22 protein-coding genes, 1 pseudogene and 1 riboswitch are annotated in these 24,243 nt (G+C 27.3%); of the genes and pseudogenes, 3 read left to right on the top strand and 20 right to left on the bottom strand.

From position 1 onward, the window contains the following. Positions 1 to 14: 14 nt before the first annotated feature. Entirely contained in the window at positions 15 to 1,799 is a 1,785-nt protein-coding gene (locus BN899_RS20775; protein WP_242824097.1) for an SEL1-like repeat protein, read from the bottom strand. A gap of 277 nt (positions 1,800 to 2,076) precedes the next feature. Between BN899_RS20775 and BN899_RS05910 the strand changes: the two genes are divergently transcribed. Beyond that, the gene (locus BN899_RS05910) at positions 2,077 to 2,997 is read left to right on the top strand and encodes an AEC family transporter (RefSeq protein ID WP_042273687.1); all 921 of its coding nucleotides are present in this window, start codon (positions 2,077 to 2,079) and stop codon (positions 2,995 to 2,997) included. 92 nt (positions 2,998 to 3,089) lie between these two features. Continuing rightward, positions 3,090 to 3,242, top strand: coding sequence for a hypothetical protein (locus BN899_RS19275; protein ID WP_173399935.1), 153 nt, complete (start codon positions 3,090 to 3,092; stop codon positions 3,240 to 3,242). Positions 3,243 to 3,282: 40 nt separating this feature from the next. On the opposite strand, the gene BN899_RS05905 is transcribed toward BN899_RS19275, so the two are convergent. Both BN899_RS05905 and BN899_RS05900 read right to left on the bottom strand, forming a co-directional pair. After that, positions 3,283 to 3,801, bottom strand: coding sequence for a GNAT family N-acetyltransferase (locus BN899_RS05905; protein WP_042273684.1), 519 nt, complete (start codon positions 3,799 to 3,801; stop codon positions 3,283 to 3,285). A 91-nt stretch (positions 3,802 to 3,892) separates the two neighbouring features. Continuing rightward, positions 3,893 to 4,129: a hypothetical protein gene (locus BN899_RS05900; protein ID WP_042273694.1), complete on the bottom strand. Its 237-nt coding sequence runs from the start codon at positions 4,127 to 4,129 to the stop codon at positions 3,893 to 3,895. Positions 4,130 to 4,277: 148 nt separating this feature from the next. Between BN899_RS05900 and BN899_RS05895 the strand changes: the two genes are divergently transcribed. After that, a complete protein-coding gene (locus BN899_RS05895) occupies positions 4,278 to 5,402 on the top strand; it encodes a DUF3810 domain-containing protein (protein ID WP_042273683.1) in 1,125 nt (374 codons plus the stop codon). Between the two features lie 52 nt (positions 5,403 to 5,454). Here the strand turns inward: BN899_RS05895 and ribH are convergent, their stop codons facing one another. From ribH to BN899_RS05815, 17 genes and pseudogenes are all read right to left on the bottom strand, one after another. Next, positions 5,455 to 5,919 (bottom strand): 6,7-dimethyl-8-ribityllumazine synthase, encoded by a 465-nt coding sequence (gene ribH, locus BN899_RS05890; protein WP_042273681.1) that lies wholly within the window; start codon positions 5,917 to 5,919, stop codon positions 5,455 to 5,457. Between the two features lie 31 nt (positions 5,920 to 5,950). After that, the gene (locus tag BN899_RS05885) at positions 5,951 to 7,150 is read right to left on the bottom strand and encodes a bifunctional 3,4-dihydroxy-2-butanone-4-phosphate synthase/GTP cyclohydrolase II (RefSeq protein WP_042273679.1); all 1,200 of its coding nucleotides are present in this window, start codon (positions 7,148 to 7,150) and stop codon (positions 5,951 to 5,953) included. 21 nt (positions 7,151 to 7,171) lie between these two features. After that, positions 7,172 to 7,831 (bottom strand): riboflavin synthase, encoded by a 660-nt coding sequence (locus BN899_RS05880; RefSeq protein WP_042273678.1) that lies wholly within the window; start codon positions 7,829 to 7,831, stop codon positions 7,172 to 7,174. Beyond that, on the bottom strand, positions 7,816 to 8,931 hold the full coding sequence (ribD, locus tag BN899_RS05875) for a bifunctional diaminohydroxyphosphoribosylaminopyrimidine deaminase/5-amino-6-(5-phosphoribosylamino)uracil reductase RibD (protein WP_042273676.1): 1,116 nt from the start codon (positions 8,929 to 8,931) through the stop codon (positions 7,816 to 7,818). The genes BN899_RS05880 and ribD overlap by 16 nt, the downstream gene beginning before the upstream one ends. A 310-nt stretch (positions 8,932 to 9,241) precedes the next feature. Continuing rightward, a riboswitch (FMN riboswitch) is annotated at positions 9,242 to 9,358 on the bottom strand. Positions 9,359 to 9,496: 138 nt separating this feature from the next. Beyond that, the gene (locus BN899_RS05870) at positions 9,497 to 11,773 is read right to left on the bottom strand and encodes an alpha,alpha-phosphotrehalase (protein ID WP_071162433.1); all 2,277 of its coding nucleotides are present in this window, start codon (positions 11,771 to 11,773) and stop codon (positions 9,497 to 9,499) included. Positions 11,774 to 11,800: 27 nt separating this feature from the next. Beyond that, entirely contained in the window at positions 11,801 to 13,441 is a 1,641-nt protein-coding gene (locus BN899_RS05865) for a glycoside hydrolase family 13 protein (RefSeq protein ID WP_042273673.1), read from the bottom strand. A gap of 16 nt (positions 13,442 to 13,457) precedes the next feature. Then, positions 13,458 to 15,287: a glycoside hydrolase family 13 protein gene (locus BN899_RS05860; protein ID WP_042273672.1), complete on the bottom strand. Its 1,830-nt coding sequence runs from the start codon at positions 15,285 to 15,287 to the stop codon at positions 13,458 to 13,460. A 26-nt stretch (positions 15,288 to 15,313) separates the two neighbouring features. Next, positions 15,314 to 16,336, bottom strand: a complete 1,023-nt coding sequence (locus BN899_RS05855) for a LacI family DNA-binding transcriptional regulator (RefSeq protein ID WP_042273669.1) — start codon at positions 16,334 to 16,336, stop codon at positions 15,314 to 15,316. 81 nt (positions 16,337 to 16,417) lie between these two features. Continuing rightward, on the bottom strand, positions 16,418 to 17,272 hold the full coding sequence (locus tag BN899_RS05850; RefSeq protein WP_042273667.1) for a sugar ABC transporter permease: 855 nt from the start codon (positions 17,270 to 17,272) through the stop codon (positions 16,418 to 16,420). A 1-nt stretch (position 17,273) separates the two neighbouring features. After that, positions 17,274 to 18,263, bottom strand: a complete 990-nt coding sequence (locus BN899_RS05845; protein ID WP_081712181.1) for a carbohydrate ABC transporter permease — start codon at positions 18,261 to 18,263, stop codon at positions 17,274 to 17,276. 97 nt (positions 18,264 to 18,360) lie between these two features. Continuing rightward, the gene (locus BN899_RS05840; protein ID WP_042273664.1) at positions 18,361 to 19,572 is read right to left on the bottom strand and encodes a sugar ABC transporter substrate-binding protein; all 1,212 of its coding nucleotides are present in this window, start codon (positions 19,570 to 19,572) and stop codon (positions 18,361 to 18,363) included. Between the two features lie 225 nt (positions 19,573 to 19,797). Further along, positions 19,798 to 19,917, bottom strand: a pseudogene (locus tag BN899_RS20950) (TerD family protein); the annotation flags it as partial. 15 nt (positions 19,918 to 19,932) lie between these two features. Then, a complete protein-coding gene (locus BN899_RS05835) occupies positions 19,933 to 21,102 on the bottom strand; it encodes an AI-2E family transporter (RefSeq protein ID WP_042273663.1) in 1,170 nt (389 codons plus the stop codon). A gap of 235 nt (positions 21,103 to 21,337) precedes the next feature. After that, positions 21,338 to 22,417, bottom strand: a complete 1,080-nt coding sequence (locus tag BN899_RS05830) for a hypothetical protein (RefSeq protein WP_042273661.1) — start codon at positions 22,415 to 22,417, stop codon at positions 21,338 to 21,340. Beyond that, a complete protein-coding gene (locus BN899_RS05825; protein ID WP_042273659.1) occupies positions 22,414 to 22,680 on the bottom strand; it encodes a hypothetical protein in 267 nt (88 codons plus the stop codon). Before BN899_RS05825 ends, BN899_RS05830 begins: the two co-directional genes overlap by 4 nt. A gap of 10 nt (positions 22,681 to 22,690) precedes the next feature. After that, positions 22,691 to 23,488 carry a hypothetical protein gene (locus BN899_RS05820; RefSeq protein ID WP_042273657.1) on the bottom strand — a complete coding sequence of 266 codons (798 nt, stop codon included), beginning with the start codon at positions 23,486 to 23,488 and terminating at the stop codon, positions 22,691 to 22,693. 169 nt (positions 23,489 to 23,657) lie between these two features. Then, on the bottom strand, positions 23,658 to 24,243 hold a 586-nt coding region (locus tag BN899_RS05815), incomplete at its 5' end, for a hypothetical protein (protein ID WP_042273655.1).

Below are 24,243 nucleotides of genomic sequence, written 5' to 3'. Positions count from 1 at the left end.
TTTTTTTATGTATATTATTTTTCTATTACCATATCAGTTATTAATCCCTCAAACATTTCTTCTAAGTTTTCATTAATATCTAATAAATAGTCTGGTACACATTCTTCCTCTTCTTCAATGCTTACTTCTTGTATTTCAAATGGTGCAATCAATACTTCATCAAAGTTTATATTAATAGTTGGAATACTATTTACTATATCCATACATCCTTCATATCCTTCATCAGCTAAGGAAGAATACATGTCTAATCCTTTTTTATAGTATATTCCAGCTAGCATATACTCGCATTTTTTATTTCCTAGCTTATACCCTTCGCTATAATACTTTTCAGCTTCTGAAGTATCATTTAACTTAAGGCTTAACTGACCTAAATTATATATAGATTCAACACATTGTTTAGCTCTACCTTTTTCATACCAATATTTAGAATTTATATAATCCTTATAGTAGATATCATATATTACACCTAGCATATGTTGGGCGTATGTATTATCTTCATTTGCAGGGACTTCAAACATAACCTTTGCTTCTTCATAGTTTTCATCATTAAAATAAATTCTTCCAAGATGTATTTTTGAATTTAAATGATTTTGTTTACTTGATATTTCAAAATACTTTTTAGCTTCTTCATTATCATCTAATTCTTCATATATACATCCTAACTTATAACCTGACTCTACATCTTTATTTTCTAAAGCTTTCTCATACCAAACTATCGCTTCATCAAGATGGTTATCATCTTCATACATCTTAGCTAGCTTAATCTGACATGATAAAGTATTAGAGTTTCTTAAATAGTAAGAAATAGCTCTTTCAATATCACCATTTTTCAAATAAAGATCACCTATATTTTCAATTGCGCAACTACATCCATCCATAATAGCTTCTTCATAATACTTTATAGCATTATCAAAATCTTCTTCTTCAAAATAAAGACCTGCTAAATTATTCTTAGCTTCAACCACATTATCTTCTGCAGCCATTTTATAATACATCCTTGCATTTTCTATTTCATTTCTTTTATTATATAAATTTCCTAATCTATATTTAGATAATGCATGGTTTTTCTCTATTGCTTTTTCATAATACTCTATAGCTTCTTCATGGTCTTCTTCCCTATCATAAATATATGCTAATCTATGTTGAGATAAAGTATCTTCTTGATCTGCACTTTTTATAAAATATCTCTTAGATTCTTCAAAATCTTCTTCCATCTCCATAATTAATCCCATATTAAAGCACCCTTTTACATGCCCTACCTTATATAAGTGCTTATATAGGCTTATAGCGCTTTTTGTATCTTTTTCCCTCTGATTTAACACAGCTAAATTATACTTACAATATTCATCTAAAAGTACTGACCCTTTCTTGTAATATTCTAAGGCTTCATCTTCTCTTCCTAAAGTAGTATATAATACACCTAAATTAAAGCACGCCTTTCCAAAGTTAGAATTAGAACATTCCTTTAACCACTTTTCACTTCTTGCATAGTCTTTTAATTTAAAATGTGATACTCCTAAGTTATTTTGAGCTTTCACATGACCTAAACTAGCTACTTTTTCATACCAATAAAGAGCATATTCATATCCACCTGCTTCAAAATACATATTACCAATGTCAAAAGCCGCTTCATCATATCCATTTTTATAGGCCATATTATACCATTTTTCAGCTTCATTATATTGTCTTTTATCATAATATATATTTCCTAAAGTATATTGAGACTTTACATAGTTATCATTAGCTGCTATTTTATATGATTCTATAGCATTATCTAATTTTCCCATCTTTTCATACACAGTTCCTCTAACATGATATACTTTAGGGTCATTTGATAAATTTTTATTTTCCTATTGAAAATTTCGTACTTTTCATATCATACTCCCTATCTATTTTACAACTTATCCACTAATATATCTAATTATATAACATAATTCGTTTTATTCTTTATTATTTTTTCTATTGTAATTATATTGTAATAATAAGTCTAATACAATATTTATATAGTTTTATTACGTAATTGTTATATTTTATTATAACCATACTATATAATGTTATGTATAGGGGGTATATTTTATGAATTTTAAGAATATTTTTACACAAGTATTAGTTTTGTTTTTACTAATTTTAGTTGGATACGTAGCCAGGAAAAAAAACTTATTAGATGAACACTGTACTTCAAAGCTATCTTCACTTATCATGAAGATTTTTCTACCTTGTACAATAATATCTTCTATGCAAATAGACTATAGTTCTGATATGATTAATAAAATAATAAGTTTATTGATTATTTCTATAGTTATGTATTCAGTATCATTTTTAATTTCCTATCTACTAAAATTTATTTTTAAGTATGATGATAACTTAGGAATATATCAGTATGTAATAGTATTTTCTAATGTTGGATTTATGGGATATCCTGTAGTTGAAGCTGTACTTGGAAGTGAAGCTATTTTTTATACTGCAATATTTAACTTACCTTTTAATATGCTTACAATAACTCTTGGAAGCTACCTTCTATCTAAAGGTAAAAATGATTACTCATTCTCTATAAAGTCACTTATAAATCCAGTTGTAGTATCAATATTTATAGGTCTTTTACTTTTCATGTTTAGTATTAAAGTGCCTATATTTTTAAATCAACCAATTGAAATGCTAGGAAATATTACTACTCCACTTTCTATGCTCGTTATAGGCAGTATGCTTTGTGCTTCTTCTGCATATGATTGTTTTTCTAATAAGAAGCTTCATTTTGTAACACTTATTAGACTTATACTACTTCCTTTACTTGTATACTATTTATTTAGAGGTCAGGTTGAAGATAGCATGATTTTAGCTATTCCTATTGTAATATCATCTATGCCTGCTGCTGCAAATACAGCTATAATGGCTAGTGAATATAAATCAAATATATCACTTGCTTCTCAAGCTGTATTTTTTACAACGCTATTTTCTATAGTGACTATTCCGTTAATAAGTATGCTTTTATTAGCCTGAACACCAATTTATAATTTAAATATTTTCCTTATTATGGTATCTTATATATAAAATATGAAATAATACTAATATGTTAGATGGGAGGTATTTATATGGATATAGATTTAATTTTTAAAATAGTTTTACTTATAGTTGTTATAGGTATATCTATTAAAGTTATAAAAGCTATAACAAGTCTTGCATTTAAAATTGCACTAGTTGCATTTGTAATACTATTATTTTATAAAATCTTTACTGGTATGTAATTTATGCTATAAATTTAAAGAGACTATAATTATAGTCTCTTTATTTATTAATTAAATTTTCATTGTATCTTCCCATAATATATTCATCTACATATTTACCATTTCTAATTGTTGTATATTTCTTCTTACCTTCCACTACAAACCCTAGTGATTTATATAGATTTATAGCTTTATCATTATCGCAAAGTACACCTAATTCTATTCTTACTAACATAAGCCAATTATCTGATATATCTAAGAGTTTATTTAATAATTTTTTACCTATACCCATCCCTTGATATTTTGTATGTACACTTATACCTATGCCAGCACTATGCCTAAGCCTGGGTGAATTTTCTACATTAAGAGCTGCTATGCCAACTATTTTATAATCATTCTCCTCTTTTATCTCTGCTACAAATATATAATCATTTATGCCAAGATTTAATGTTTTTTCTCTAATTTTATCTTCTCTTTCGCTTGGCATTGCTAATGTATTTTCCATAACGCCTTTCATTGTTCTAAGTTCTACTACTTGTTTAGAATCTTCTACCTTTATAGGCCTTATAATTAAATCCATATATCTCCCCCTAAATTTATATAAAATTTTAATTTGTACTAAAAATGCCATCAAAATTTGGTTTAAAAATTTGATGGCATACTAATGTCAATTATTTTAATTTATTTATAGTTTCTAAGTCTAAGTAAGCTTCTATTTGTGGTATATATAACATATTATTATCTTTTATATGAGTATTTCCAAATTCTTTAAGCTCTAATCCTTCTTTATCCTTAGTTATTTTATATTTTATAACTTCATTATCTTCATTTATAGTAGCATGAAAAAATGTTCCTTCATACTGCTTAAATCTAAAATCAAAATTATCTCTAGTAAGTTTTATAATTATATCACTCATAATATATCCTTTCATCTTGTATATTATTTGAAATTTATTACATTATATCATAGGTAATCTATTTCATCAAAGTATATATTGTTTTATACTTATAGTATATAATTAATAAATATTTATATTCTATTTTAAGAGGTGAATTATGAGCAAAAAATATAAACTTTTTTCATTACTATTACTACCATTAGCTTTATTACTTAATTTTATAGCCTCAAAATATCCTGAATTAGTAGAAACTTATTATTCTCTTTCAATTAATAAGTTTACGGTTCAGATTTTAAGTAAAATTTCAGGAATTTTTCCTTTTTCTACATATGAAGTTACTGTTTATTTAATATTTGTTATTATAATAATTTTTATAGTAAAATTACTTACTACACTATTTAAAAACACTACTAAACTAAAATATTTTTTAATTAATTCTATATTAAACTTATTTTCTACTTTATCTATAGCTTATTTCTTATTTATTATTTTATGGGGATTAAATTACAATAGGCTTCCTCTTTCCACGACACTTATAAATAACTATAACTTAGATAAAGATAAGAATATATCTCAAGTTAATTATAATAATAATGATTTAATAGATTTATATAAATTTTTAATAAAAAAAACAAATGAAACTAGAAAACTTGTATTAGAGGATAACAATGGAATTATGAAAAATAATTCTGATTATAAAAGTTTAATGTCTAGAGCACAGTTAGGATATGTTAAAGTAACAGATATAATTCCTAATGCTGATGGCAACTATTCTAAGCCAAAATATGTTATATCATCAAACTTAATGTGTTATACAGGTATAACAGGGATATACTTTCCATTTACAGGGGATGCAAATGTAAACATAGCAGTACCTGATATATATATACCTTCTACAACACTTCATGAGATGGCTCACCAAAGAGGGTACGCCAGTGAAGATGAAGCTAATTTTATAGGATACTTAGCGTCTATAAATCATCCGGATATCGATTTTAAGTATTCAGGATATATGCTAGCCCTAAATCATACTGCATCAGCACTTAGCAAAGTAGATTATAATGCACTTGTAAAACTTAATAAAACAATATCTGATGATGTAAGAAGAGACTTAGCTAATAATAATAATTTTTGGAAAAAATATGAAGGTAAAGTAGAAAAAGTTTCAAATAATTTTAATAATGCTTATTTAAAATCTAATGGCATTAAAGAAGGAGTGCAAAGCTATGGTAAAATGGTTGAGCTACTTTTAACCTATTATAAGCTTTATCCTGAGTATTAATTTATTAAATAAAGATAATAGTTATTTATAAATAACTACTATCTTTATTTACTTAGTTAAAGTCTTTTAATAAATTAACCATTTCTATAGCACTAACAGAAGCATCATAACCTTTATTACCAGCTTTAGTTCCAGCTCTTTCAATTGCTTGTTCTATTGAATCTGTAGTTAATACTCCAAATATAACTGGTATTTCCATATCTAAAGATACTGAAGCAATTCCTTTAGATACCTCTGCACAAACATAATCAAAATGTGGTGTTGACCCTTTAATAACTGCTCCTAGGCAAATTATTGCATCGTATTTGTTACTTTTAACCATCTTTTTTGCTATTAATGGTATTTCAAATGCACCTGGTACCCAAGCTACTTCTATATTTTCGTCTTCAAGTCCATGTCTTTTCAATCCATCTAATGCCCCTCCTAATAATTTTGAGACTATAAATTCATTAAATCTACCAACTACTATACCTATTTTCATTCCTTTTGCTACTAAATTTCCCTCTATTACTTTCATATCTTTTTCTCCTTTTATATATATTTTAAATTTAATAATTTAACATATGTCCTAATTTATCTTTTTTAGTATTTAGGTAAAATTCATTTGCTTCATTATGGTTCATTTGTATAGGTATCCTCTCTACTATTTCAATATTAAAAGAAGATAATCCATCAATTTTTCTCGGATTATTAGTCAATAGTCTAAGCTTTTCTACTCCTAAATCTTTAAAAATTTGTGCTGCACTTGAGTATTCTCTCAAATCAGCTTTAAAGCCTAGTTCTATATTAGCTTCTACTGTATCAAACCCTTTATCTTGAAGTGCATAGGCTTTTAATTTATTTATTAAACCTATTCCCCTTCCTTCTTGTCTCATATATAGTAATATACCTCTTCCTTCTTCATCTATTTTTTTCATTGCTGCATCATACTGCTGCCCACAATCGCATCTTTTAGATCCTAGCGCATCTCCAGTTAAACACTCAGAATGTACCCTCGCTAATACTGGACTACCATCTTCTATGTTACCTTTAACTAGAGCTACATGATGCTCTTTATTAATTTTATTTACAAACCCATACATCTTAAAGTCACCATATTTTGTAGGCATTTTTGTTTCTACTACTCTTTCAATAATTATTTCAGTTTGTTTTCTGTACTCTACTAGGTCTTTTATTGTTATTATTTTTAAATTATGACGTTTTGCAAACTTCATTAAGTCTGGTGTTCTAGCCATAGTCCCATCATCTTTAATAATTTCACAAATAACCCCTCCAGGCTTTAATCCTGCAAGCTTTGATAAATCTACAGCTGCTTCAGTATGACCATTTCTTTCAAGTACTCCACCCTTCTTAGCTATTAATGGAAACATATGACCCGGTCTTCTAAAATCTTTCGATGTTGATTTATTATCTAAAATTTTTTGTATTGTTAATGCTCTTTCATATGCTGAAATACCTGTTGTAGTTTCTATATAATCAATGCTTGCTGTAAATGCAGTCTCATGATTATCAGTATTATTTTGTACCATAGGATATATCTCTAGCTCTTTTAATCTATCTCCTTCAATAGGCATACATATAAGACCTCTTCCATACATAGCCATAAAATTTATGGATTCTGGAGTTGCTTTTTCTGCTGCCATTAGTAAATCTCCCTCATTTTCTCTATCAGGATCGTCTACTACTATTACCATTTTTCCATTTTTAATATCCTCAATAGCCTCTTCAATATTATTAAATTTAAACATTTTAATCCTCCTTAAACTTTTTTATATATAAAATCCATTTTCTTTAAGAAAATCTATTGATATTAAATCTTCTTTTGACTTTTGATTTTTAGGCACTAATCCTAAAAGTTTTTCTACATACTTTCCAATTAAATCACACTCAAGGTTTACAGTTTCACCTATGTTCTTATTGAGTAATATAGTATTTTCTCCAGTGTGTGGAATTATTGATACTTTAAATAAGCTATCATCTACATAAGCTACTGTTAGACTTATTCCATCTATTGATACTGACCCTTTGTAAATTATGTATTCTAATATATTTTCTTGGGCTTTTATCGCTATCCATACAGCATTATCATCTTTAGTTACTGATACTATTTGACCTATCCCATCAATATGTCCACTTACTATATGACCGCCTAATCTATCATTAACTCTTAATGCTCTTTCTAAATTTACTTTACTTCCTATTTTTAATAGACCCAAATTACTTTTATTTAAAGTTTCACTCATAACATCAGCTTCAAAAGTGCTAGAATTTATATTAGCTACTGTAAGGCATACTCCATTAGTGCATATACTATCTCCTAAGTTGGTATTTTCTAAAATTTTTTTAGATTTAATATTAAGCCGACTTGATTTTTCTCCATTTTTTATACCTACAATAGTTCCAATCTCTTCAACTATACCTGTAAACATTTTTTATCCTCACTTTCATTTAAATAACCTTCTATTAAAATGTCTTCCCCTACCATTTGTACATTCATATCTCTAATTTTGTAAGCATCTTTTAATTTATCTATTCCATTACCTCCTATAGGTGTTTTAGATAGTTTTCCTCCTATTAACTTTGGAGCTATATAAACCTGTATTTTATCTACTATCCCTTCTTCTATAGCTGAAAAATTAAATGTTGCCCCACCTTCTAGGAGTATACTATCTATATTTAACTGACCCAATTTTTCCATCATGTCGCTTAAATCAGCACGATTATCTTTTAATTTTGCCATTATAATTTCTACACCTTTACTTTCTAGTTCTTTTACCATACTTTCTTTTGCAGATGAAGTAGTTATAATTATTGTTCTATGGTTATGGGCATCTTTTATAACTTTTGAATTTTCTGGAATTCTAAGGTTGCTATCTACTATTATTTTTATCGGACTTTTTCCATCTTTTAATCTGCATGTTAGCTCTGGATCATCTTGAATTATTGTATTTACACCTACTAAAATTCCCATTACTTCATTTCTTAATTTATGTACACTCATTCTTGACTCATCACAGCTTATCCATTTTGATTCTCCAGTTCTTGTTGATATTTTTCCATCTAAAGACATTGCTGATTTCATTATTACAAATGGTACTTTTTTAACTATGTATTTCATAAATACTTCATTTAGCTTTTTATTTTCATAATCTAAAATACCCGTTACTACTTCTACACCTGCATCAACAAGTTTTTTTACTCCTTTTCCAGATACTAATGGATTAGGATCTAGAGATGCTATAACAACCTTAGCTATCTTATTCTCTATTATTTTTTCTACACAAGGAGGTGTTTTTCCATAATGAGAGCATGGTTCTAAAGTTACATACATAGTTGAACCGTCTAAATTTTCTTTAGCATTATTTATGGCATTTATTTCTGCATGATTATTTCCATATTCTTCATGGTATCCCTGAGCTATTATTTTATTCTCTTTTACTATAACTGCTCCTACCATAGGATTTGGATTAACTCTTCCTTTACCCTTTTTAGCTAATTCAAGGGCTAAATTCATATAAAATTTCTCCATTTTCTCCTCCTAAATTTAGATTTTAGTTAATATTAAATATAACTTTATGTGCAAAATAAAAGCCCTAAGCTAATAACTTAGGGCTAGATAATATATCATAAATTTATAATATATTTTATACTTTTTTGACTGATAAATAATTTATATTTTTTGAATATTTGTAAGATTTATTATAGTTTTTAATTATTTTTTACACGTAAATTAAATAAAATATAGTTAAAATATATAAAAAGCTCTGAAATATATAAATATTTCAGAGCATATCATTCAAATCAATATAAGTATAATATTACAGTCTTATATCTTTTTATATCATCTTCTTTCATCCAGACTTTACTGTCGGCTTCGGAGTTTCACCGAATCATGCCTTTTAAGGCTCGCGGGCTTTACCGCCGGTAGGGAATCTCACCCTGCCCTGAAGATTTATTAAGTTTTTATAGTTACATAGTAGTTGTTTTATTTATAATTGTCAACTTAAAATTTAAAATTAATTAATACTTATATAATTATTAGGATTTTAAATTTCAATGTGAATTAACAAAATATTTTGCATATTTATAATAATTTATACTCTTCTATCTATTAATTTATTCTTATAGTATCTTTTCTTATCTTCTTCATTTATTACTCTTATAACCTTAGCGGGATTACCTCCAACTATTACATTATCAGGAATATCTTTTGTTACCACACTACCTGATGCTACTACAACATTATTTCCTATATTAATACCCGGATTAATTATAGAACCTCCACCTATCCATACGTTATCTCCTATACTCATAGTCTGAGCAAATTCAAGTCCACTGGTTCTAACTTCTGCATCTACTGGATGACCTGCTGAAAATATCTTCACATTTGGCCCTATCATAACATTATCACCTATTGTTATAGTATTACAATCAAGAACCATTAGGTTATGGTTTGAATAGAAGTTTTCTCCTATGTGCATATTATATCCATAGTCACACATAAATGGCTGCTCCATAAATATATTTTTTCCTGTTGATCCAAATAAATATTTTATTATATCCATTCTTTCATCAACTTTACTTGGTCTCATATTATTAAAGTCATATAAAGCTTCTTTAGCAAATTGTCTTTCATCAAATAATTCCTTATAAAATGCTAAATAAAGTTCTCCATCCAATAATCTTTCTTTTTCTCTTTTAGGATACTTTGCTTTATACATTCTACATTCCCAAGGCTTTAGTTTTATCTCATTTACACCACCATGAACTTCAACTTCATAATTTGACAATACTAAATCGTTATATTTTAAAGCTATTTCATCGTGATAATATAACGCTTCATTATCAGTTAAGTTACATATTATAACAAACTTATCATCACCTAATACTCTTTCATATGCATATATACTTTCGTCATGCATCATAAGTAAGTTGTTTTTCCCATATATTAAAGCTTCATTTTCTTTTCTTATTTTTATCATTTTTTTGTAGAAATTAAGAACTGAATTTTCATCATTTTCTTGTTTTTCTACATTTATATCTTTATAATTTTGGTTTACACCAAACCATGTTTTATCAGCTTCAGTAAATCCTGCATTTTTTAAGTTATTCCACTGCATTGGAGTTCTTGAATTTTCTCTTGAAGACATCCAAACTTTTTTAAGTGCTTCTTTTTCACTTATTCCATTTTCTAAATCGTGGTAATACTCATTTTTAGTTCCCACATCATCATAATCATTTATACTGTCGAAGGCAACATTTGTCATTCCTATTTCTTGACCTTGATATATAAATGGCGTTCCTTGTTGCATAAAGTATGACATACCTAAAGATTTAGCACTTTCTACTAAATAAGTACTATCATTTCCCCAATTTGATACTATTCTTGGCTGATCATGATTTTCTATAAATAGAGCATTCCACCCCTTATTATATAGAGCTTCTTGCCATTTACTCATTGCTTTTTTGTACTTTCTTATATTAAATGATTTTTTATTCTCATGATTCCAAAGTGATAAATGTTCAAATGAAAATACCATATTAAACTTACCATCCTCTTCTCCTACCCACTCACAACAATCATTTATAGTTACTCCGTTAGCTTCTCCAACTGTCATTATGTCGTACTTAGAAAATGTTTCATCCTTTAACTCCTTCAGATACCTTTGAATTCCAGATACATTCATATGTTTTTCAAAAGAAGGAACGTATTTTAAGTTGTTAGGATTTGGCATATCATTAAAACCGTATTCTTTTTTAATATGGCTTATAGCATCTATCCTAAATCCATCTATTCCTTTATCTAGCCACCAGTTTATCATTTTATATAATTCGTTCCTTACTTCTTTATTTTCCCAATTCAAATCTGGTTGCTTTTTGCTGAATAAATGTAGATAGTACTGCTCACTTTCTTCATCTTTTTCCCAAGCTGAACTTTTAAATATACTCTCCCAGTTATTTGGTTCTTTATCTTCTTTTCCATCCTTCCAGATATACCAATCTCTCTTTGGATTATCCTTTGACGATTTTGACTCTATAAACCACTCATGCTCATCTGATGTGTGGTTTATAACTAAATCTATTATAAGCTTCATACCTCTTTTATGGACTTCCTTTAGTAATTCATCAAAGTCATTCATAGTCCCAAATTCATCCATTATTGCCTGATAATCACTTATATCATATCCGTTATCATCATTTGGTGATTTATACATTGGGCAAATCCATATTACATCTATACCTAAATCTTTTACATAATCAAGTTTTTGTATTATCCCTTGTAAATCCCCTATGCCATCATTATTACTATCCATAAAACTTCTAGGATATATTTGGTATGCTACTGCTTCTTTCCACCATATCTTCTTCATCCTATGTCCCCCAAACTTTATACTTTTTTACGAAAGTTTATATATTATAGCTTCATAAGCTCTTAGATTAATTTTTTCTATATTATTATTAGAATCTTTGTAGTTGCTTAATAAAATTTCGCAATTTTTATAATTTAAGTTTTTATCTAATATAAACTCTTCATTATCACCATAGAAGTTTGCTACTACTAATATTTTTTCATTATTTAATTCTCTTATATAAGCAAAAATTGATTTATGATCTTTATATAAAAGTTCAAAATTTCCATATACAACAGTTTCTTCTTCTTTTCTTATTTGTACCAGCCTTTTATAATGGTTAAATACAGAATTTTTATCTTCTAAGTTTTTCTTTGCATTTATATATTTATAATTTGGATTTACTTTTATCCAAGGCCTAGCTTTACTAAATCCTCCATTTTCACCGTCATCCCAGTGCATAGGAGTTCTTGCATTGTCTCTTCCTTTAGCATATATAGACTTCATTATATCTTCTTCTTTGTATCCTTTAGATAAACGTTCTTTATACATATTTAAAAGTTCTATATCTCTATAATCATCTATACTATCAAATTTAACATTAGTCATTCCTAATTCTTCACCTTGATATATATATGGTGTTCCCATTTGCATATGAAGTATCGTTGCTAACATTTTAGCACTTAACTCTCTATATTCTTCACTATCATTTCCCCATCTTGATACTATACGTGGTAAATCATGATTGTTCCAGAATAAACTATTCCATCCTTCATTTTTAAGTTCTGTTTGCCATTTATTAAATACTTCTTTTAATTTTATAAAATCAAGGGGTGCTAAGTCCCACTTGCTTTTACCAGGTATTTCATCTAATCCTATATGTTCAAATTGGAATATCATACTTAGTTCTTCTCTAGATGGATTACTATATAATTTTGCAATTTCCGGAGTTGCCCCCCATGTTTCTCCTACAGTTAATACATCTTTATTTCCAAATGTTTTATTATTCATTTCGTGAATGTATTCATGAAGCTTAGGACCATTTCCAGTTATTTTTTTATCTGGTTGCTTTCCTACTAAATCTATAACATCTAATCTAAATCCTCCAACACCTTTATCTAACCAGAAGTTTATCATGTCATAAAGTTCATTTCTCATATCTTCATTTTCCCAATTTAAATCTGGTTGCTTTTTAGAGAATAAGTGAAGGTAATATTGACCGCTTTTTTCATCTAGTTTCCATGCACTTCCACTAAAGATTGATTCTAAATCGTTTGGTTCTTTACCATTAACGGCTTCTCTAAATATATAATAGTCTCTATATTTACTATTAGGATTATCTATAGCTTCTATAAACCATTTGTGTTCATCACTTGTATGATTTAATACTAAATCCATTACTATTTTAATATTTCTAACTTTAGCTTCTTGTAAAAGATTATCCATATCTTCCATAGTTCCAAATTCGTCCATTATATCTTTATAATCACTTATATCATATCCATTATCATCATTTGGTGATTTATAAACAGGAGATAACCATATAACATCTATACCTAATTCTTTTAAATAATCAAGTTTTGATATTATACCTTTTAAATCGCCTATACCATCATTATTACTATCACAAAAACTTCTTGGATATATTTGATATACTACTGAGTTATGCCACCATTTTTTCTCTAACATGTTGTTTCCCCCTTTACTATTGCTTAGCTATAAAATATCCATATGGATTTAAAGTTAAGTTTTTATCTAAAATTATTTCTTTTTCATTAAATAAATCTGTAACTTTTTTATCTTGTAAATACTTAGGAAGATTAATAGTTAATTTTTCATTATTATTATTTATAATAATACTTACATCGCCTTTTTTAATTATTACAGTTTGAGTTTCATTATTGGCCTCTATCCATTCATTGATAGGCATCTTTAATTCTTTAATTTCTTTTCTCATTTTTATAATTTGTTTCATAAAATTAAACATATCCCTATCTTGTTTTTCTTCATCCCAAACCATACATTTTCTGTGTAGTTCTATTCCAGGCTTGTGTTCTCCATCTATTCCTATTTCATCTCCATAATAAATACAAGGGCTACCTACTTGAGTAAGCATAAATAAGTATGCAAGCTTAACCTTATCCTTATTTCCATCTGCAAGTGATAATATTCTACTTGTATCATGACTTCCTAATAAATTAAATGTAACCTCATTTATTTGCATAGGATAGCTTACTAAAACATCATTTATTCTATATTTAAACTCTTTTGCATCAATTTTATCAGTACATAAAAAGTCATTTATTGCATCTGTTAATGGATAATTCATTACAGAATCAAATTGATCTCCCATTAACCAAGGTAAACTATTGTGCCAAATTTCTCCCAATATATATACATCCGGCTTTATAGCCTTGACTTCTTCTCTAAACGTTCTCCAAAATACATGATCAACTTCATTTGAAACATCTAATCTCCATGCATCTATATCAAATTTTTCAACCCAGTATTTTCCTACATTTATTAAGTATTCTAAAACTTCTTGATTTTCTGTATTTAACTTAGGCATATATGCTGAGAATGCAAATGTTTCATAAGTTAAATTTTCTTTGTCTAATTCATCTAACGGTATATCTAATCCATTAATATCACTTATATAAAACCAATCTATATATTTAGATTTTTCCTTGTTTTTAATTACATCTTGCCACTGTTTTGAGTAGTATCCTGCATGATTAAAAACTGCATCTAACATAATTTTTATATCTCTTTTATGAGCTTCGTCTATAAGTTTTCTTAAAGTTTCTTCATCTCCTAGGTACTTATCTATTTTCATATAATCAATAGTATCATATCTATGATTTGATCCAGCTTCTGTAATAGGGCATAAATATATTCCACTTATTCCAAGTTCTTTTAAGTAATCTAAATGATCTATAATCCCTTGTAAATCTCCACCTGTGAAATTATATGATGTAGGTTCACTTCCCCAAGGTTCAACGTTTTCAGGATTTATATCAGGATTTCCATTTGCAAATCTATCTGGAAATATCTGATACCAAATAGTATCTTTTGCCCAGTTTGGAACTTTTGCTATATCTATATTGTTTAAATAAGGGAAAGCAAAGAAACTTCCCATATTGCATAAAACCTCTTCATCTTTGTCAGTTTCTAAAGTTACTATATCTTTTTCTCCATAAAGAATAGATTCTTTTTCATTTTCTAAAATAAAAGCATATCGACTTCTTTTAAACTCTGGTTTATAAGATGTAAACCAATAATCAAAATACTTACTTTCCACTTCTTTTTTCATTTGTAAATTTTTAGCACCTACCCAATTACTTCCTGAAGCATTTAAATTTCCACCGCCAGCTCCACCGTCTTGCCAATCATAAGGGTCTCCTATTCTTAAGGTAACTTTATTCACTTCCCCTTTTTTAGTTCTAATACGAATATGAAGTGTGTCTTTATCATATCCATAGCTGTAATTACTCTTTGGAATATGAAGTATTGCCTCTCTAGTAATAGCGTTCACTATGATTCCCCCTTTATTAGTGTTTATTAATCTTTATCTACTACATTACAAGACTCTCTTACAATTAATTCTGTATCTAGTATCATATGCTTATGACTTTGTTTTTTTTCTATTAAGTTTTTTAGTAGTTCTAAGCTAATGCTTGCCATAATTTCTTTAGGTTGTTTTATAGTGGTTATTGGAGGATTATAAAATTCACTTATTTCCATACCATCAAAACCTATTACAGATACATCTTTTCCAACTTTTTTATTACTGTCAACAATAGCTTTAGCACATCCTATTGCCATAGTATCCGATGCAGCAAATATAGCACTAACTTTGGGATTATCTTTAAGTAATTTTTTAGTAGCTTCATAGGATATATCACTTCTATAGTGGCCTTCTAAAAAGTTATTATTATCATAAGGTATACTGTTATCCTCTAAGGCTTTCTTAAAACCTATTAAACGTTCTTTATTTAAACCTTGTTCACTATAGTTATCTCCTACCATTATGCAAATATTTTTATGGCCATTTTTTATTAAAAACTCTGTTGCTTCATATGCTGCTTTTTTATTATCTATTGAAATATACGAATATCCTTCAGTGTATTCTTTATTATAATTATTTACTGATGTTAATACTATTGGAACTTCAATATCTTCTATATAATCCTTATTTATGTCTAAAAATTCCCCTCCTAGACAAATTACACCTTGCAATCTTTTGTCTTTTACAAAACTTTTTAATATATCTATATCTCTATATTCTTCAGAGTAGTTTTGCTGAAGAATCATAGTGTAACCTGCATCATTTATCTTACAAGCTATAGTATTTATCATTTCTGAGAAGAATGGATTAAACATGCCTTTAACTAGTACACCTATATTTTTAGTATTGTTTTGTTTTAAAACTCTAGCACTACTATTTGGTATATAATTGCTATCCCTAACTATTTGTAATACCTTTTCTCTAGTTGAGTCTTTAACATCTGGGTGGTTATTAAGTACTCTTGATACCGTACTAACTCCAACACCAGCTAATTTTGCAATATCCTTTATATTCATACTCGCTCCTCTTTCTATCTTCAGTATTCATAAGTATAGTATACAATAGGATATTTATATTTAAAGTAAATTTTACTAAAATTATCCCTTTACTGAACCTGAAACTAATCCATCAGCTATATATTTTTGCGATACTGTAAATAATCCTACTATCGGTATACATGCCATTATGGCTGCTGCTGAATATTGAGTCCAATTTGCAGAGAACTTACCTGTTATAAATCCTTTTAATCCTGTTGCTATAGTCTGACTTGTTGGATCTTTTAAAAGTGCTGATGCAAATACAAATTCACTGTATGATCCTATAAATGAAAATAAGAATATTACTATTAACATATTTTTAGTAAGTGGTAATATTACCTTAAAAAATATTTGAAGTGTACTTGCTCCATCCATGTATGCCGCTTCTGTAAGTTCCTTTGGTATTCCATCTATAAAACCTTTCATAAGCCAAATATTATATGCACTTCCTCCACATTGAAGTATTACAAGTGCCCATATATTATCCATTGCATTAAGTTTATAGGCTATTCCTAGTATTGCAGGTAATGCCATCGCAGCTGGGAACATTTGAAGTAAAAGTAACATCATAAGACCTTTTTTCCTTCCCCAAAACTTTAGTCTTGAAAATGCAAATGCTGATGGAATAGTCAGACATAATTGTATTACCGCAACTGATAATGAAATTATTAATGTATTTTTAACCCATAATAAAAAATCCGTTTCAGTTAAAACTGCTTGATAGTTCTTAAGAGTCCATGTTTCTGGGAATAAATTCGTTTGAGTAAATGCTTGACCATCGGCCATAGATGCTGATACTACTGCCACTATCGGAAACATTACTATAGCTATCATTACCCATATAATAATTCTTGAAATAAAAGCTATTCTTTTTTCACTTTTACTTAATTTCTTTTTATATACACTCTGTGCCATTTTATTCTACCTCCTCAAATTGACCTGATTTTTTCATTTGGAAATAAGATATACTTGCTATAAGTATAAATATCATAATACTTATTGTTGAAGCTATCTCATACCTACCAAATTGAGTTGATAATTTATAATTTACAGATGCCAATATATCTGTATATCCAGCAAACTGAGTTGCAACCCTTGCTGGACCACCTTGCGTAATTAAAAATGCAGCTCCAAAGTTATTAAAGTTAAATGCAAAAGAAGATATTATTAAAGGATAAGCAGTTTGTGCAAGTGATGGTAGAGTTATCTTAGTAAATTGTATAAATTTACTTGCACCATCAACCTCTGCTGCCTCATAGTAACTCTTTGGTATTGCAGCTAATGCTCCCGAGCACACATTCATCATATATGGGAATCCTAGCCATACACTTACCATAATTATTGCTATTCTTGCCCATATAGGATTGGTTAACCATTGTATTGGTTCTGCTATTATATGTAAGTTTAACAATGCATTATTTATAGCTCCATAGCTTCCATTTAGTAAACCTTGCCATGAAAGTATTGCAACTGTTGCAGGTAATGCCCAAGGTAAAACTAATATTGCCTTATAAAATCCTCTTTCTCTTATATTTTTATTATTTAATAATATAGCAGTAAATAAGCCAACAAAGAAAGTTGCTAGTGTTGAGATTACTGCAAATATTACAGTCCATAAAAATACAGGAAAGAATACCTTACTAAATGGTCCAGTTATAACTTCTACAAAGTTATCAAATCCTACAAACTCCATACCTCCATCTGGTGTATACATTGTATAATTTGTAAACGATATAAATACTGTATATATAATTGGAAGTACTGTAAATATCAATATTGAAATCATTGCTGGTAATAGATAGGGCATTGATTTTAAAGTATCTTTTAATTTAACATTCGATTTAACTTTATCTTTCTTAGGATTTTTATTATTATATTTATTTTCATACTTCTTAGCAGCTTCCATAAATCTCTCCTCCTAAAATTTAAGTACATATAGTAATTTTTATAATAGAGTTTATATAATTTAAATTTAAATTATATAAACTCTATTAATTTATGAGTTATTTTTGTTGTGATATACCTTCTTTTATTTGCTTAACTGTTAAATTAGCGGCTTCTTTAGGAGATAATTCCCCTGTCATTATTAATCTTAAATTTTCTCCAGCTGGTCCCCACATAGCTTGAACTTCTGGAATATTTGGCATTGGCTCTCCTACTTTAGCTTGATTTGCAAACTCTACCATATATTCATTTTTATTAAATTCATCACTTTCAGTTACTGACTTAAGTACTGGTATTCTATTTCCTGTTTCAAGTAATATATCACCTGTATTTTCAGCTAGATACTTAGTTAAATCCCAAGCTAAATCTTGTTTCTTACTATTAGCACTTACAAATGCTGTTTGAACTCCTATAAATGATTTTACAGGATTACCGTTTAAAGTTGGAATTGGAACTACTCCAAAATTAACACCTGCATCTTTAGATGCCTTTACATCCCATGGTCCTGATATGTAAAATGCTACTTTATTACTCATAAATTCACCACTTGCTATATCTCCTGTCATATCAACTGGTATTAATTTATCTTTTACTACTAAATCATGTAAAAATTCATATCCCTTTATTGCTCCATCATTTCCTAAACCTATATCCGTAGGGTCTAATGTCCCATTATTATTTTTATAAATATATCCTCCATTGGCTGCTATAAATCCATATGAAGGGTAGAAGTTTGCAACATCAAATACAAATCCCTTATCTTTACCAATCTTAACTACTTCTTCAATGGTTTTTGGAACTTCTTTAACTAAATCTTTATTATAAAATAATGCAGTTGTTTCTTGAGCTATAGGTAGTGCATATTGTTTTCCTTCTAAAGTTACTGCATCTACTAACTGCTCTGACATATAATCTTCTTTATTTAAAACACCTTCTGGTACTTGTGCTAATAAGCCTGCTTTTTCAAATGTTCCTAAATTATCATGAGGTAGTCCATACATTATATCAGGGCCTTTTGAACTGTTAGCAGCTTGTATATATGCTTGCATATCCCCTTTATCTTCAAGAACTTGCACCTTTATTCCATTTTCTTCTCCCCATTTTTGTGCTACCTCATTAACTTCTTTAACTTCAGCTGGCGTTAAATGAGACCAAACTGTTAGAGATTTTTCATCTGAAGCTTTGTCATTTGTCGAACTACACCCAACTACAGATAAAGAAACAAGTGCACTAGCTAATAATATAGCTAATGATTTTTTAGATTTAATCATAATAGATTCCCCTTTGCTATAAATTCTTTTTGGAATCGATTTCGGTATCGTTTCCATTCTTAATTATATACGGTTGTGCATACGTTTGCAAGAAGTTTATTTTTTCGCAGTCAATTTTAACAATAAAAAATAGAGGCATAAAATATACCTCTATTTTTATCATTAATTATATAAAGCTAAAACACCATTAAGGTCTGCTATTTTACCTTCTCCAACTGCTTTAAATTACCACTCACTCATATCTCTATAAAACTCTGCAAATATTACAGATGTTGCTTTTGATCCATCTGCCTTCAGATTAAATCTCCATAATTCGCTATCATTATTTTGAGTATCTAGTAATCTTACAAAAGATTTATTTTACTTACTACCATAATCTTTCGTATCTTTTGGCAATCCTTTTTTAGCTAACTTACCCTCAACAATATCTTTTATTATTGAGTAAATTATAGCAAATAAAGGAACTCCTATTATCATTCCTACAAGTCCTAAAAACTTACCTGTAACAAGTAATGAGAATAATATCCAAAATGCTGATATTCCGATAGAATCTCCTAATATCTTAGGTCCTATAATATTTCCATCTAATTGCTGTATTATAAATATTAATACTAAGAACCATATTACTTTTGTAGGATCTACAAATAATATTATTATAGCTGATGGTATAGCACCAAAGAACGGTCCAAAGAATGGAATAATATTAGTTATACCTATAATTACAGATATTAACAGCGTATATGGCATCTTAAATATTGTAAGTAATACAAATGTTAAAACTCCTATTATAGCCGAATCTAATATTTTCCCACTTAAAAACTTACCAAAAGTATCATTAGTTCTATGCGCTAAATCAACTGCGACTTCTGCATGTTCTTTATTAAATACTGCGTAAGTTATCTTTTTACTTAATGCACAGAATTTTTCTTTATCTATAAGCAGATATATAGATACTACTAATCCAAGTACTATGTTCCATATACTTGATGCCACTATCATTAAAGTATTCCCTAAAATTGGAAGTAGGTTTGTTGCTATTTTTATAATATAACTTACAAACTCATTCCACTTATTAACTGCCATTCCTATGTATTCAGGGTCTATATCCATATTTTTTGTAATATCATTTAACACAGTAGTTAAGTTTGTTACATATGTTGGTATATCGTTAACAAGTCCTGATACACTATCAACTAATTGTGGAAGAACAAACTGTATAAATACATATATTAATAAAAATGCAACTATATATGTAAGTATTATGCTAATTCCTCTTTTTGACCTATGTTTAAGATTGTTTAGTTTATCAATTCTTTCCATTTTTCCTTCAATAAATGCTAATATGAAGTTTAAAAGATATGCCATTACAAATCCTATTATAAATGGCTGTAATATTCCTATTATCTCGCTTAACTTGCTTGTAAAAGAACTCATTTGAGATAATATACTATAAAATAATATACTACAGCAGATTACTATAAACGAATATACTGATACTGTAGTATACTTGTTATTCCAATTTACTTTCATTTTTCCTCCTTGTATGTTACATCGTCTTTGTTATTATAATTATAACCATTAAAGTGGCTCTAGTGTCAATATAGTTTATTTTTTTTTCATAATAACTTCATATTAGCTTCATATAAATTTGTTATTTTATTAAATTTAATATCATCCTTCTTTTTCTATAAAGCTCTTTAAAATATTTATATTAAACAATCTCACATTATATATAATAAAAAGACTTATATAAAATAAGCCTTTTTTAATAATTTTTAACTATGGATAATTTATCTTCTATATTTCTATTTGAAGATATTAATTCACCTTCATAAACCACTTTATTAGTATCCGTATCAAATATTTTTATATCCACTGGTTTATTACCTGCAATATCATACGTTTTTTTATTTTTATCTTTTCTTGATGAAATAAATTTATTTTGATACATAGTTATGATCTTTCCATCTGAATAATATATCCTTTTTACACCATCTGTATTACTAAGATCTTGACTAAAATTTATTTGAAAATTATATTTTTCTTCATTTATTAAATCTAAATTTGGTAATGAGTAAACAAGCTTTGAAATATAATTTTCTTTATTCTTTACTATTATATTTAAATTATCATTTTCTATATAATAATGTATCCATTCTTTGAAAAGGTCATATCCACTTTCGCTTTTAGAGTTCATAAATTTTTTACTTTCATTTAACTCATTTTTAGTTATATCGTATATTAGAAAATCGCTGTAAGAATAACCATCATTATGTCTATCAATTTCTATATATATTTTATCTTTATTTATAAACTTAACTCCACTCAACCAATCATCTTCTTTTATCCCTAATTCTTTTACTACTTCATATTTTTTTGAATCAGTATCTATTTTTAGTATGTATAAAGTTTCTCTTCTATTATCTTCTTGTGAATCGCTAATTTTTCTTGTTATCATATATAAATTATCTTTATAGATAAAATTAGAATCTACTTCTAGAAATTCATTTTCATTATCTGTAGAAAACTCTTTACTTAAAGGTATTTTTATACTTTCTAGTTTATTATTTTTCTTATTTATTTTTTCTATTTTTATATATTTATTTTTAGAATCTCCAAAATCATAATCTATATATGCATCCCCTATATAATTTTTATCTTCAAATAGATTCCTTGTATCTATATATGGATTACTTAATAATTCTTTATGTTTTCTATTGTAATTTAAGTAAATAGCATCTGTATTGTCATTATCTAACTTTACTGTTTTCATTCCATCTTTATTTATTGTTATCTCTTTATCATCTGAAACTTTTCCTAATGTATTTATTAATTTTGGAATCATTCTATTATTTTCCGATATAAAATAAACATATGTACTATTTTCATCATGATTGGGATTAAAAAATTATAATAAATTGGATATTGAAGTTGATCATAGTTTATGCTTCTAGTTGGATTATATACAAAGCTTATATCCCCCATAGCATCTCTATCTCCACTAATATCTTTTAAAGTAATTTTATCTTCATGTGAATAGTTTAGTATCCCTACCATAATAATCATACTTAAACAGATTCCTATGATTTTTATTAGACCTTTTTTCATAATAACCCTCCTATAGATCTGTTTTATATAATAATTTATAGCTTATAAATATGTTTAAAATAGTAGTTATCAAACATACATATATATTTAATTGTAGAGAAGATATATATATTAAATAAATTTTATAAAAAATAAATAATAAATATATAACCATTAATATACTTAAAATTAAGTGTTTTATTTTTGATATATTTATATATTTAAAGAACAATATAATCATAAATAAAATCGATACTATACTAGTTACAACTACTACATAATTATATATAAAACTATTGAAGTTATATGGTAAAACAATAAAAAACTTATCTACTATAGCTCTAACAAATCCAAAATTTTCTACATTACCTTTCATCATAGGAGTCATTATATTATATGCTGCAAATAAAGTTAGCACAAAGCTTATTACATATATATAAATTAGACATATTATATTTATAAATTTACTTATATAAATATTTACTTTATTTTGAGGTAGCATATATAAAGTATATATGCTTTTATTTTTACCTATAAAATCTTTGTTCCATATTATTATTGAATATAGCATACAAGCTAAAATCCCTATTAAAAATAGTATCACCTCTGAATTGGTTATTAAGTTATCAAAATTTAATATACCAATACTATTTACATACAGTTCTGAAACTTTAATCTTTCTAACTATCTTATCCATTATATAATTATAACTATTTAAATTCATTATTAATTTTCCAATTAGCAAAACACAAAAAGTTAAAATTATAATAAGGTAGTTTCTTATATTTCTTTTAAATTCAAAATCGAAAAGACTTAATATTTTCCCCATAATATACCCTCTTCTTGTATAGTTTTATCTCCATTTAGGAGCTTAGCTTTATAAAACTTTTTATCATTTTTTTATTCATCTTGTTTACCTGCTTTTTTAAATTCTGTAATCCAGTTATTAGGATTTTTTATTATTTTTCCTTCATATGATATATTTTGATTATTTCTATCTATAGCATATAATTTATTTTTATTTGCAATTCATAGCCATAATAATCTCTTACATAAAGATATATTTTTTCAGTATCTACTAAGCTAGAATGTATCCTTTTTCCTGTTTCTGGATTTATATTTTTTTCTATTAAAATATCATTTTCAAAAATTTTCTTATTATTTATTAAGTCATAACTTATATCACTTATTACCATATTTTCGCTTATATCAGATATAATTAAATTAAGTTTACCCTCATCAAAGCTACTATCTATAACTTTTAGGTATTCTTTTTCACTTACTGAATTAATATTATAAGTATTTTTCTCTAAGTCATAATCTAATAAATATACTTTACCTTGTTCTATAGCAGAATCGTCACCATTTTTTACACTTACAACTGAGTAAAACTTATTTTTATACTTTGCAGAATCTACCACACTTATTTCTATAAGTGGATATTTCTTATCTATCTCATCTATAAGTTCTATTTTCTTAACCAACTCTAACTTATTTTCTTTTATATTAAGCCTAGAAATTTCAATTATATTGTTGTATGAATACTCCTCACAATAATTACTCATTATATATAAATCATCCTTA

Origin of the sequence: Faecalimicrobium dakarense, assembly GCF_000499525.1 — a bacterium.
Lineage (GTDB): Bacteria > Bacillota > Clostridia > Peptostreptococcales > Peptostreptococcaceae > Faecalimicrobium > Faecalimicrobium dakarense.
The sequence above is the reverse complement of the archived record's forward strand: the minus strand, read 5'-3'. Positions and strand labels throughout refer to the sequence as shown.